Origin of the sequence: Paenibacillus sp. UNC451MF (genome assembly GCF_000686845.1) — a bacterium.
GTDB lineage: Bacteria > Bacillota > Bacilli > Paenibacillales > NBRC-103111 > Paenibacillus_S.
In genome coordinates, this window is record NZ_JMLS01000017.1 from 182,978 (window position 1) to 196,170 (window position 13,193).

The following is a 13,193-nucleotide window of genomic DNA, read 5'->3' on the forward strand; positions in this document are numbered from 1 at the left end:
CTTGGTATGTTACGGTTAGAAACCGGTCAGAGGGAGGGAATGAAATGAATACGCTTGCAAAAGGGGCTCAGGAAACGCCTTCTACGGCGAGCGTAAGGACGAGCGGTAAAATGGATCGATTCGTAAAAGAATTGATTAGAGACCGTTGGCTTTACCTTATGCTGCTACCAGGCGTACTGTTTTTTGTTGTGTTTCGCTACTTACCTATGTGGGGGCTAGTCATCGCATTTCAAAATTATATGCCGTTTCTGGGGATCATGAAAAGCGAGTGGGTAGGCTTTGCTCATTTCGAGTATTTGTTTACAAGCCCTGATTTCTGGATGCTGCTGCGCAATACCGTCATTTTGGCCGTCTACAATATATTTTTCTTTTTTCCGCTGCCGATTATCATTGCACTCCTTCTTAACGAGCTTAGACATGAATGGTTTAAAAAAATGGTTGTTTCGCTTATCTATGTGCCGCATTTTCTTTCTTGGGTTATTGTGGTCTCTTTCTTTTATATCTTTTTTACGATTAAAGACGGCATCATAAATGAGCTGATTCAGTCACTCGGCTTTGCTAAGATCCATTTTCTCGATAGTGCAGCCTGGTTCCGAACCGTGGTGACACTGGAAGTAATTTGGAAAGAAACCGGTTGGGGAACAATCATCTTTATGGCTGCATTGGCAGGTGTAAACCCCCAATTATATGAAGCGGCAAGGATGGATGGAGCGAACCGTCTTCAGCAGCTTTACCACATCACATTGCCTTCGATTCGAAGCACTATCATTATCCTATTAATTTTACGGTTAGGTTCGTTCTTAGATACTGGCTTCGAGCAAATTTTCCTAATGCTCAATGCACTCAATCGTGAGGTCGGTGAAGTGTTCGATACCTATGTATACACAGTGGGAATTCAAGGCGGTCAATTTAGCTTTAGCGCAGCAGTCGGTATGTTTAAATCGGTGATCGGACTCCTGCTCGTATTAATCACCAATCGGTTAGCTAAGAAGTTTGGTGAGGAAGGCATTTACTAGTAAGAAACGTGGAAAGGAGAGAGGGGAATGCATTTATATCGTTCTTGGGGCAGCCGGCTATTTGACACTCTCAACTATGTTCTTATGTTTCTCATAGCCTCCGTTACGGTCATCCCATTCCTGCTTAACGTGACTGGTTCATTCGCTTCTCCGGAAGAGGCATTGCACAAAAACTTTATTCTCATTCCGGAACATTTTTCGTTAGAAGCATACCGTTATATATTCAGCACGAACATCATCCCCCGCTCGCTGCTCGTCACCATCTTTATTACGATTGCAGGTACAGTGATTAATATCGTACTTACCTCATTAATGGCCTTCCCATTGGCAACGAAGCGTTTGCGTCTTCGTCGGCCAATCATGCTGATGGTTATCTTCTCCATGCTGTTCAGCGGGGGGATGATTCCTACTTATTTGGTGATTAAAAGTCTAGGGCTCTTAAATACATATGGGGCGTTGCTGCTTCCGAGTGCCATAAGTGCATTTTATTTGATTATCTTGAAGAACTTTTTCATGCAGCTCCCGGATGAGCTTGAGGATTCTGCCCGAATCGATGGCTGCAATGACCTTCAGACATTATTTCGAATCGTGATTCCTTTATCCATGCCGGCTATTGCGACACTAACGCTCTTTTATGCGGTTGGACATTGGAATACGTTTTTTAACGCCTTGCTGTATATTAATGACTCTGCAAAATTTCCAATTCAAGTGTGGCTGCGCACCATCGTCATCTTGTCACAAACAGGGATAGGGGATTCTGCGAATTCGTTCGAAGGAGCTATTCCTCCGGGCAAAACGATTCAAATGAGCGTCATCGTCGTATCCACGCTTCCTATATTGGTTGTTTACCCATTCCTGCAAAAGCATTTTGCCAAAGGCGTGCTGCTTGGGTCGGTTAAAGAGTAGGGTCGATTGCTCTGTGAAGGTTATCAATGCATCATACCAATAAAATGGAGGGTTGATTTTTATGAAAAGAGGTCGGCTGAGCAAGTCTGTTACTTCAACTGTATTGTTCACGGTTTTCATTTCAGCCTTAACTGCTTGCAATACCAATACGGAAACGGCAGCCCCAGCCCCAGACGCTTCGGGTACCGGCCCGATGACCATTAAAATGATGAGTCAGTATGAGAGTGCGGAGCCGCCTACTGCGGATAACCCCGTTATCAAGTATATCGAAAAGGAAACCAATACGAAATTGAATATCACGTGGGTACTGAACTCCAATTATACGGATAAATTGAATGTGACGATGGCATCTGGGGATCTGCCTCAGGCGATGCTTGTTGTCAATCCGCAGGATACCGTGATTGTCAGTGCAGCACAAAACGGCTTTTTCTGGGATGTGGAGCCTTATTTGAAAGACTACCCCAATCTGAGCAAGCTTGATAAGAACACGCTCAATAATACTCGGATTAACGGAAAAATATACGGGCTTTATCGCGGCCGCTATCCGGAAAGAATCGTGCTTTATTTCCGTAAGGATTGGCTCGACAATGTAGGTATCAAGGAGGCGCCTAAGACGGTGGATGAATACTATCAGGTGCTCAAAGCGTTTACGTATAACGACCCGGACAAGGATGGGAAGCAGAATACGTGGGGAATCACCGAGAACAAAGATCTTGGAACCTACACATTCCCGCTCCTGTTCGGCGCTCCGAACGGTTGGGGCTACGCAAACAACCAAGCGATTCCCGATTTCATGACTAAAGAATATATGGATTACCTTAAATTCATGAGAAAGCTATATGACGAGAAAATTTTAAACCAAGACTTTGCTACGGTGCCAAATGCTAATGTGTCGGATGACTGGAGTAAAGGGAAAATCGGCATCCGAGGCAATATTGCTGAAAACTATCGCGGAGATTCCTTCTCTTACCTCGGCAGAACACTACCTGGTGCGGATGTTCACATTATTCCGGCGTTAATCTCGACTACGGGACAGAAACGGGTCCAAACAAGCAGCGGCTATAACGGCATGTATATGTTCCCGAAATCAAGTGTGAAGACCGAGGCTGAGCTCAAGAAAATTCTTGGCTTCTTTGACAAAATGGCTGACGACAAAATGATCAAAACCGTTATGCTCGGAATTGACGGAGTTCATTATAAAGAAGAGAACGGTGTAACAAAAATTTTGGATGATACGAAATACAACAAAGAAGTGGTGCCAGTAGTCCATATGGCGATGCGATTAGATCTCATAAATAACGGTACACCACTTGCCAAGGAAGCAGCGGATGCCTTGAAGGAAATTAAGCAGTACGGTGTTACCGATGCAACCTTCGGACTTATCCTAAGTGACGACGGGAAGAAAAAACTATCGACTAATAAGAAAATTATCGATGACGCCAAAATCAAATTCATTATGGGTGTGATTGATGAGGCAGGCTACGCTAAGGAGATCGATCGATGGAAGCAGTTGGGCGGTAACGACGTCATTAAAGAATACACCGATCTGTATAACAAAAATAAGAAGTGAAGACAAGTCGTGGCTTTGCTGGATCAGGGCAAAAGCTCTGGTCCATTTCCTACGGAAGCGAAGTTATCTATCATATCTGGGAGCGTGAATTCATAATGGATTATAGGGAGCTTGTTTCGCATGGAGACTTACATTATAACCATACGGTCAAAAGAAGCGAGGGCGGGCTGCCTATTGGCAATGGTAAAATGGGCAGTCTGCTTTGGACCTCACCCTCTGCCGTCAAATTCCAGGTCAACCGAGTCGATGTGTATGCCAATGACCGTTCCACGAACAGCTTCAATCAGAGACATACGGATTACGGCTATGCATGCGGCTTTGTGGACATCGATTTGGTCGACTACGGAGAGGATGTTTTCCAAGACGGCACGGTCCACCAGCACTTAGATTTATACGATGCGCTTGCATCCATACGGGGCAATGGTGTGAAGCTTGAGGCTTTTGCATATGATCACAGCGATTTGTTTGCCATTAAGGTGGATGACGAAAGGGACCTACCTCAGGGTATCAATATTAAGCTGAAAATGCTGCGTCCAGCCGAGGTTATAACTAAAAGTCACTTGGCCGTTTCCACATTAAGCATGCAGAAAGGCATCATGCTCCTAAAGCAGGAATTCAGAGAGGGTAATTATTATTGCTCGTCGGTAGTTGCTATTGGCATCTCAGGCCGGGAAGGCGTCATTCGGATGAACGATGAGATGGGTGGTCGTGAGCCTGTATGTGACTTCAGGGAAAGCAAGGTGCTTGGACAACCAAATGAAACGGAAATGCGCTTATGCGTCAAACCGGAAGCGGGCAGCTTTGAAATCTTAATTGCGAGTGCCGCTACCTTCGATGAGAACGAAGATATTACGACTGCGGCTGTTAATCAACTGGTATCCGCCCAGAATGCGGGCTATGAGCGTATGCTGCAAGAACATAAAGCATGGTGGAATGAGTTCTGGAGTAAGTCCTACATCCGATTAAGCAGTGCAGATGGCAGCGCCGAACGTGTAGAAACGCACTATACCTATTACTTGTACCTTATGGCAGCGAATTCCCGTGGAGGAAAATACGCTCCGAATTTCGGCGGCATGCTGTTGAGTCCACGGGGCGATTTCCGACATTGGGGCGCCATGCAGTGGTGGAGCAACCTAAGACTTTATTACAATGCCGTTCTCGCTACAGGCCATCATGAGCTCATGCTGCCTTACTTCAGCATGTACTCAGGAATGTATGATTCCTGCGCCAAAGCAGCGGAGCAGCAGTGGGGGAGTAAAGGAATCTACATTCCGGAAACCGTATGGTTTAATGGTGTGGATGAGCTGCCAGAGGATGTCGCTGTGGAGATGAGAGAACTGTACTTGCTGCAAAAGCCATGGGAGGAGCGCTCGGAGCGGTTTAAACAATATGCCCACAACAAGCATCCGCACGAAAGCCGTTGGAATTGGAAAGGACATGAACGATGGGTGGATGGAAATTTAACCTATACCGATAAGAGCTGGGGTCCCTTTGGTTCCACATCGCATATGTTCGTCAACATCGCTGGGATTGCTTATCATTATTGGAACTATTATGAGTTCACCAATGACTCGGAATGGCTAAGAGACCGGGCTTACCCGATGATAAAAGGGGCTGCCGAGTTTTTGCGTAACTACCCTCATATGCGCAAAGACGAAGACGGCAAATATCATATGTACAATACCATTAGCGGGGAAAAATATATCGGCGGCAAAGATACGATACAGGTGATGTCTTCACTGTATGGGATTATGCCTGTGCTAATCAAGGCGGCGGACATTTTGGCCGTGGACTCAGAAATGATCCCTGTATGGAAAGAGTTTTACCACAATCTGGCTCCCATTCCGACGAGTGATCATCCTGAAGCGGTGTTCAAAACCAAAGAAAATGAGCCTGCAGTATGGGTAGGAGCCATCGGAAAAGTGCTAGACGAGAGAAGAGACATAGCTACAGATCCGATGCGTTACTTTAATCTGTGTACTCTGGAAACCGCCTTTGACAATCCAGAATGGTTTGAGATTGGCATGGCTACCCTTGCCTTCCAGGAAGCTCAACTGGGTGGAGACTGGGGCAAGGCAGCGACGGAGATGTCCTCCATTACTTCTGTGCTTGCAGGTATGGGGCATGCGGTGGGCTTCAAGCAAGCTGTAATGGCCCAGCTGGAATGTATTAATGCAGAACGAGAGTATTGCTATTATCAGGACACCGGCCGAATCAAGTTCTATGATAACCGGCTAACGGTTAGAGAAGGAGTCAACGCGATCAGTGCGCAGCGACTGGGCAATGTGGCGAACGGACTGCAATATGCATTATGTCAAAGTCAACCTGGTGGTCCAGGCAAAGCATCGGTCATTCATGTGTTCCCTGCCTGTCCGAAGGATTGGGATGCTGAATTCTCTCTTTGGTGCCATGGCGGCTTTAAGGTGACTTCTGCGATTCTTAAAGGTGTCATCGACTCCATCTCCATTGAGTCCACACTTGGCGGAATCTGCAGGCTGCGCAACCCATGGGGTGACAAGAAAATAGCGATTGTTCATGAAGACCAAAAAGAGATAACGCTGCTGGGGAGCTTGATCGAATTTGAGACTTATCGGGGGGCAACCTATTCGATAGCTGTACCCCATCATTAATCCTTGAGGAGTGTGTTCATAAGTGACAAAGATGGTCGAAGTAGGCAAGATAAATTATCGTGATCTCGTTTCTCGTGCGGATCTGCATTATGAGCATACAGTGAAACGTAGTGAAGGCGGTCTGCCTCTAGGAAACGGGAGGATGGGAAGCTTACTATGGACATCGCCTTCTGCGTTGAAATTTCAGATTAATCGGGCAGACGTATACGCTAATGACTGCAATACTAACAGCTTCAATCAGAGGCATATGGATTATGCATATGCGAGTGCATTTGTGGATATTGATTTCGTTGATTTTGGGGAAGATGTGTTTCTGGATGAAAGCATCAGACAGCATTTAAGCCTTTATGATGGAATAGCATCTATCCGTGGGGATGGGGTTACAGTGGAGGCCTTTGCTTCCGCCTATCAGGATGCTTTTGGGATTAGAGTATTGGATGAGAGAGAAGATCCTCAGGGAATCAATCTCAAACTAAAAATGCTTAGGCCTGCGGAAGTCGTGACCAAGAATCACTCGGCTGTATCCACTCTGAGTATGGCGGATGACATGGTTGTGCTTAAGCAGGTATTCCGGGAGGGAAGCCATTACTGCAGCTCCGCCGTTGTTATTGGAATCTGTGGGCGGGAAGCGAGAGCTAGAATGAACGATGAGTTCGGGGGTCGGGAGCCTGTAGGGCAATACCGGAAGAGCCAGGTTATCGGCCAGCCAAATGAAACCGAGATGCGCTTGTGTGTGAAGCCTGGTCAAGGCATGTTCGATATTTTTATCGGCAGCGCAGCCAGCTTTGACGAAGACGAGGATGTAGTTGCTGAAGCCATAAGGCAAGTACAACATGCTTTAAACACAGGGCTCGATCGCATGTTACTGGAGCATAAAGCTTGGTGGAACCAGTTCTGGGAAAAATCCTATATCCGCTTGCACAGTGAAGATGGCACAGCTGAATATGTGGAGCTTCACTATACCTACTACTTGTATTTGATGGCATCCAACTCCAGGGGAGCACAGTACCCACCGAATTTTGGAGGCATGCTGCTTAGTCCTCGGGGAGATCTGAGACACTGGGGAGCCATGCATTGGTGGAACAACATGAATTTATATTACAACGCAGTGCTCCCATCTGGCCACAATGAGCTTTTTCAGCCGTATTTCAACATGTATTCGGGCATGTATGATTCTTGCGTAAAGGCGGCAGAGCAGCAGTGGGGAAGCAAGGGAATCTACATTCCTGAGGTTGTGACGTTTAACGGAATGGAAGTGCTGCCTGAGGATATCGCGGAGGAGATGAGGGACTTGTACCTGTTGCGGAAGCCATGGGATCAAATGTCTGATCGATTCCGTGTATTCGCTAACGCCAAGAGGCCTCATGAAAGCCGTTGGAATTGGAAGTATCTGGAGAAATACGTGGATGGCCAATTTCAGTATGTAGAACGTGGGTTCGGGCCATTCGGATTTACGACTCACATGTTCGGCACCCAAGTCGGAATCGCCTATCATTACTGGCTGTATTACGAATATACGAAAGACGAAGCATGGCTTCGAGAGAGGGCATATCCCATCATTAAAGGAGCTGCCGAGTTTTTTCGCCATTTCCCCAACTTGAAGAAGGATGCAGACGGAACTTATAACATATATCACACAACCAGTGACGAAAAATATTATGACGGCAAAAACACGATGGACTCGATGGCAGCAATGCATACCATTTTTCCTGTTCTCCTGAAAGCTGCAGAGATACTGGACATGGATGAAGAACTGAGACCGGTTTGGCAGGAGCTGTACGATAATCTTGCTCCGCTGCCTAGAAGTGACCATCCGGATGCCGTTCTGAGAACTGCAGAAGGTGAATCCGCTGTCTGGGTTGGTGCCATCGGTCCGGTACTGGATAACAAGAGCAATGTAGATTTGAAGCCTGGGCGGTTTGGTGATTTATCTTCACTGGAGACAGCCTATGATCAACCGGAGCTGTTCGAAACTACCGTAGCAACTATCAAGTACTATGAGACGTTAATTGATTATGATTGGAGCCGGGCGGCTTACGAAATGTCGGGTACGGGACGGGTGCTGGCCCACATGGGACTCGCCGAACCATTCAAACAAGTAGTATTGGCGCAGTTGGAGTGCGTCAACGCAGAACGGGAATACTGTTACTTTGATGATACGGGTAGAGTGAAGTTTTTCGACAACCGACTGACGGTTCGAGAAGGAGTGAACTGCATAAGTATACAGCGGTTAGGCAATGCGGCGGCGGCCCTCCAATCGGCTCTTTGCCAAAGCCAACCCCCAGGTCCGGGTAAAGAGTCAGTGATTCGAATCTTCCCTGCATGTCCCGCAGATTGGGATGCGGAGTTCTCTTTATGGTGCCATGGAGGCTTTAAGGTGACATCTTCGATTCGAGAAGGGGTTGTATCCATTGTAAAAATCTGTTCTACAATTGGAGGCACATGCCGTGTAAGAAATCCTTGGGGTGAAGCCGAAGTTAATTTGATTCAAGCAGGTAATCAAACCGTGACGCTGACAGGCTCTCTCTTGGTCTTTAATACGCATGCAGGCAATGAATTCGAATTGATTCGTGGCTCAATAAAGTAAATCCATTGTTGAAATTAATAAATGGGTATGTTAAGATACATTTAATTTAATGACTGGAGTTGAAAAGTATAATGTAATATTTCTTGCTAATTATATAAAACAATAAAACAATAAAAGCGATATTTTTCGCATGTTTTATTCTTTATATGCAAGAAAGTTACTACATCTTTTCAACTCAAACAATATATCCTTATCTAACTCTATAGAGAGTTGGATTAGCTGTATTTATTTGAGCTACAAGAAAGTAACTTTCTTGTAGCTTTTATTTTTTTTCATACAGGAGGATCATTTCATGTCATTAATTAATGTTACAAATTTAACGTTTGGCTATGACGGCAGTTACGATAACATATTTGAAAATGTAAGTTTTCAAATAGATACAGATTGGAAATTAGGATTCACAGGAAGAAACGGCAGAGGGAAGACAACATTTCTCAATTTGCTGCTTGGTAAATATGAATACAGCGGTAATATTTCTGCTCATGTCAGTTTTGAATATTTTCCTTTCCATGTCGACAACAAAGATAATAATACCCTTGATGTAATCAGTGACATTTATCCAGACTATCTTCATTGGCAATTAATGCGCGAGCTCTCATTGCTTAAGGTTTCTGAGGATGTTTTGTACCGGCCCTTTGATTCATTGTCTAACGGAGAGCAAACGAAAGTGCTATTGGCTGCATTATTTCTTAAGGAAAATAGTTTTCTGTTAATTGATGAACCAACCAATCATCTTGACATGAATGCAAGAAAACTTGTCAGTGATTATCTGAATACCAAAAGCGGTTTTATTCTGGTGTCTCACGACAGATCCTTTCTTGATAACTGCGTTGATCATATACTTTCAATTAATATGAGCAGCATAGAAATTCAAAAAGGTAATTTCTCCGACTGGTGGGAAAATAAAACGAGACAAGATAACTTTGAGCTCGCAGAGAACGAGAAGCTAAGAAAAGACATTAAACGCTTGTCTGATTCTGCTAAACAAACGAGCAACTGGTCACACGAAGTGGAAAAAACGAAAAACGGTACAAGAAATTCCGGTTCCAAAGTAGATAAAGGGTATATTGGTCATAAGGCAGCTAAAATGATGAAGCGCTCTAAAGCCACCGAGCATAGACAGCAAGCTGCTATTGATGAAAGGTCTCAGCTCCTTAAAAATATTGAAAGCTCTGATAGCTTAAAGATTTCTCAGCTTGCTTTTCATAAAAACCAGCTCGCTGAACTTGAACATGTTTCGATTTATTACGGAGATAAGATGGTTTGCAAAGATGTTAGTTTTACTATTGAACAAGGCGAGCGAATTGCACTATCAGGTAAAAATGGCTCCGGAAAATCAAGCATCATCAAACTTATTTGTGGTGAGGATATAAATTATACTGGTACGTTCAGAAGGGGAAGCCAGCTTAAAGTATCCTACGTTTCACAGGACACCTCACAATTACAGGGTAATTTAACGGACTACGCTGCAAACAATGGGATTGATGAAAGTCTTTTTAAATCGATTTTAAGAAAGCTAGATTTTTCCAGGGTTCAATTTGAAAAGGATATTTCAGCTTTTAGCGGCGGCCAAAAGAAGAAGGTGCTGATTGCAAAAAGCCTTTGCGAGAAAGTGCATTTGCATATTTGGGATGAACCGCTTAATTTTATCGATGTTATTTCTCGGATGCAAATTGAAGAATTACTGCTGGAACACTCACCGACCATCCTTTTCGTGGAGCATGACAGGGAATTTTGCAGCAATGTTGCAACCAAGATCATTGAACTTTAAAGTTATTTGGTGATTGATATAACTACTTAATAAACTATCCTGATTTGACCGAGCAAAGGGTGAGGGCTCTCGACCCAATCAACACTATTGGCTCAGAGTTACCTTGCCCCTGACTTGGTTCACTACTTTGATGAGAATTAGAAATAATCTTTTAGGAACGATGATAATTATGAAAATTGAATTTGAAAATAATACGATAGAATTTAATGTTCTATATGGAATTAGGAAAAAGATTACGATTCATATTGATTCTATGGGTTTCATAACGGTTAAAGCACCTAATGATACCAGTAAAGAATTGATTATGAGAGCTGTGAAACAGCATGGTCAAAGGATCCTAGAAAAATTACATAGCATTGCTGAAGCTCGTGAAATTCCAAAGACAAGAGACTATCAAGAAAAAGGAAAGTTTCTTCATCTTGGAAAATATTATTTTCTTCATGAGTTAATCGAGACTAATGGTTTAAATGAAGAAGAGTTGAAGCTAAATTTAAAGAAGTTCTATTTCGCTAGCTGCAAGAGAGTTATAGGGGAAAGAGTCAAAATGTATCAGACACAACTGAAAGTAAAACCCAAAACAATTGAGATCGATGAGTCCAAGACCAAGTGGGGAAGCTGCAGCTCGGATAAAAAACTCACCTTTAATTATCGTTTAGCCATGGCTCCAATGGATGTTATTGATTATGTAGTCATCCATGAACTATGTCATCTTACACATATGAATCATGATCGATCATTTTGGAGACGTGTTGGAACTATTATGCCGGATTATAAAGAAAAGGAACAGTTTTTGGCCATGTATGGACATGCTATGACACTTTGAGATTATGGATGAATGCATTTTTATTAGAATAGTGTGAAGCTTGTATAGGATCCCCAGATCGAATCATAAAAATGTCTTGCAGATCAGACTGCAAGACATTTTTTTCTTATGAATGGGTTACGGGTTATTATCTACCGAAAGAGGGGCGAGGTGCTTGGAGATAAAAGGTATTTGTTCATTCAATAATTTAAGCATTGTTACCTTATTTACATTTTATGATTGAGAGAGATAATAAGCATATTCTACTGGTCTACCATAAATCAGTTTTTTGTGTTTAAAACTCTTGATGTCCTTGTAAATATTTTTTTGGGGTTTTCCATTAAGTTCAATAATCCATAAATCACTTTGTTTGTCTAATACAAAATCCACACTTAATTCTCCCAATAAACCCATTTGAATTTCTGCTTCTTGTGCGGCCTTTACACTTACTTCGAACAGAGATTGAAGGATTTCATTTATTTTTTCAGGTGAAAATAATCGCGGAAGAATTTCTGCAACATCACAAATGCTTTCACACATACTCGTGTTAAAGTAATGTTCATAAGCCACTCTACATGTTATGGTGGAAATCATCCATTTTCCAAGGATATCCTTTTGAACAAGCACCCGGATATCAAAATGCTGATGATCAAGTAGATTCATATGAATCCCCTGTTGAACCATGTAATTCTTTTGCCCGAGAAGTTCATCCAATTTTTCCTGAATGCTTTCATTTTTTCTGCAAATGTATCTTGGAGCCAAACTATGCAAAGAGATGTGAATATCTTCATTATCCGTAAGTTCAACTCTATACACTGACGTCCCTTTAAATCCATAAATTGGCTTAATGTAGACAAGTCTATATTTCTCTAATAACTCTGATATTTTCACTTCATTATATAAAAATGTGTCTGGGACATACGGCTTAAGATTTGATTGTTTTAATAGGTTATAGAGATCCCATTTATTGAAAAAATTGATATTGTTGAAGCATTTGTTCCTACCAATTACCTTCTCTAGGCGTTGAATGGTGATTAATTTTTTGTTAAAACAACGGTTATAGACGGCATGAGGAAAAGAAAATGAACTTTGTTTCCATTTGCCTTTTTTCAAACTAAGTCCAATAATACGTTGTTCTTTCCAATGAATATCTGACGGAGTAAAAGCGTAAAGTTTTAATTTTAGATTATGATAACGCTGATAAATCTTCAAAATTCTTTTTCTAAATTTCCTTTTTGTAACCATAATACCTATTATTGGGTGATTGTCCAATTTCATCACTCCTTAGCCATCGATGCCTATTATCATTTAATGCTGTCGTTGACAAAATGGTATGGGACAATCGCTTAGCTATACTAAAAATCCAAAAAATAATGGTTTAATTACCTTTTTTTTTGTTTTTAGTAGGCATCCACAGTGTTTGTCTTATAGGGCTTTTAATATGATGAAATACGTTTGATAACAGGGAGATGAGACTATGGGAAGATACAATTGTCCTCCAGGACCTCCAGGACCTGAAGGACCAGAAGGACCGCAAGGGCTACAAGGCCCAGCAGGGCCAGAAGGACCTATTGGAAAAGAAGGACCTGCCGGGAAAGAAGGACCTGCTGGGCCACGAGGTAACCAAGGTCCAGCTGGACCTGCTGGACCGCAAGGTAACCAAGGTCCAGTTGGACCAGAAGGACCGCGAGGTAACCAAGGGCCAATTGGACCAGAAGGACCGCGAGGCAACCAAGGTCCAGTTGGACAGCAAGGAGCGACTGGGGCAACGGGAACAGCAGGAGCGATGGGACCGGCAGGGGCAACAGGAGCAACGGGACCAGCGGGAGGGCCAGCAGGAGCAACAGGCTCGACAGGTGAAACTGGAGCAACCGGAGGTACTGGGGCTACGGGAGGTACTGGTGCAACAGG

At 43.3% G+C, this 13,193-nt stretch carries 8 protein-coding genes and 1 pseudogene; 8 read left to right on the forward strand and 1 reads right to left on the reverse strand.

What is annotated here, in order from left to right; genetic code table 11:
• Nucleotides 1–44: 44 nt before the first annotated feature.
• The 7 genes from BP97_RS0117900 to BP97_RS0117930 all read left to right on the forward strand — a co-directional run bounded on the left by BP97_RS0117900 (nt 45) and on the right by BP97_RS0117930 (nt 11,303).
• The gene (locus BP97_RS0117900) at nt 45–1,016 is read left to right on the forward strand and encodes an ABC transporter permease (protein WP_028550320.1); all 972 of its coding nucleotides are present in this window, start codon (nt 45–47) and stop codon (nt 1,014–1,016) included.
• A 27-nt stretch (nt 1,017–1,043) separates the two neighbouring features.
• Nucleotides 1,044–1,922 (forward strand): carbohydrate ABC transporter permease, encoded by an 879-nt coding sequence (locus BP97_RS0117905; protein WP_028550321.1) that lies wholly within the window; start codon nt 1,044–1,046, stop codon nt 1,920–1,922.
• A gap of 61 nt (nt 1,923–1,983) precedes the next feature.
• Nucleotides 1,984–3,492 carry an extracellular solute-binding protein gene (locus tag BP97_RS0117910; protein WP_028550322.1) on the forward strand — a complete coding sequence of 503 codons (1,509 nt, stop codon included), beginning with the start codon at nt 1,984–1,986 and terminating at the stop codon, nt 3,490–3,492.
• A 95-nt stretch (nt 3,493–3,587) separates the two neighbouring features.
• Entirely contained in the window at nt 3,588–6,122 is a 2,535-nt protein-coding gene (locus BP97_RS36775; protein WP_051620707.1) for a glycosyl hydrolase family 95 catalytic domain-containing protein, read from the forward strand.
• 31 nt (nt 6,123–6,153) lie between these two features.
• Complete coding sequence (locus tag BP97_RS36780) at nt 6,154–8,709, forward strand: glycosyl hydrolase family 95 catalytic domain-containing protein (RefSeq protein ID WP_442952372.1); 2,556 nt, start codon at nt 6,154–6,156, stop codon at nt 8,707–8,709.
• Between the two features lie 292 nt (nt 8,710–9,001).
• Nucleotides 9,002–10,480, forward strand: coding sequence for an Lsa family ABC-F type ribosomal protection protein (locus BP97_RS0117925; protein ID WP_028550323.1), 1,479 nt, complete (start codon nt 9,002–9,004; stop codon nt 10,478–10,480).
• 169 nt (nt 10,481–10,649) lie between these two features.
• Nucleotides 10,650–11,303 carry a M48 family metallopeptidase gene (locus tag BP97_RS0117930; RefSeq protein WP_028550324.1) on the forward strand — a complete coding sequence of 218 codons (654 nt, stop codon included), beginning with the start codon at nt 10,650–10,652 and terminating at the stop codon, nt 11,301–11,303.
• 213 nt (nt 11,304–11,516) lie between these two features.
• On the opposite strand, the gene BP97_RS0117935 is transcribed toward BP97_RS0117930, so the two are convergent.
• On the reverse strand, nt 11,517–12,560 hold the full coding sequence (locus BP97_RS0117935; protein ID WP_028550325.1) for a YheC/YheD family endospore coat-associated protein: 1,044 nt from the start codon (nt 12,558–12,560) through the stop codon (nt 11,517–11,519).
• A 199-nt stretch (nt 12,561–12,759) separates the two neighbouring features.
• Here BP97_RS0117935 and BP97_RS41435 point away from each other — a divergent pair.
• Nucleotides 12,760–13,193: pseudogene (locus BP97_RS41435) on the forward strand (collagen-like protein); the annotation flags it as partial.

Coding starts and splice junctions, on each gene's coding strand:
- BP97_RS0117900 (WP_028550320.1), top strand. CDS start 45: ATGAATACGCTTGCAAAAGGGGCTCAGGAAACGCCTTCTACGGCGAGC.
- BP97_RS0117905 (WP_028550321.1), top strand. CDS start 1,044: ATGCATTTATATCGTTCTTGGGGCAGCCGGCTATTTGACACTCTCAAC.
- BP97_RS0117910 (WP_028550322.1), top strand. CDS start 1,984: ATGAAAAGAGGTCGGCTGAGCAAGTCTGTTACTTCAACTGTATTGTTC.
- BP97_RS36775 (WP_051620707.1), top strand. CDS start 3,588: ATGGATTATAGGGAGCTTGTTTCGCATGGAGACTTACATTATAACCAT.
- BP97_RS36780 (WP_442952372.1), top strand. CDS start 6,154: ATGGTCGAAGTAGGCAAGATAAATTATCGTGATCTCGTTTCTCGTGCG.
- BP97_RS0117925 (WP_028550323.1), top strand. CDS start 9,002: ATGTCATTAATTAATGTTACAAATTTAACGTTTGGCTATGACGGCAGT.
- BP97_RS0117930 (WP_028550324.1), top strand. CDS start 10,650: ATGAAAATTGAATTTGAAAATAATACGATAGAATTTAATGTTCTATAT.
- BP97_RS0117935 (WP_028550325.1), bottom strand. CDS start 12,560: ATGAAATTGGACAATCACCCAATAATAGGTATTATGGTTACAAAAAGG.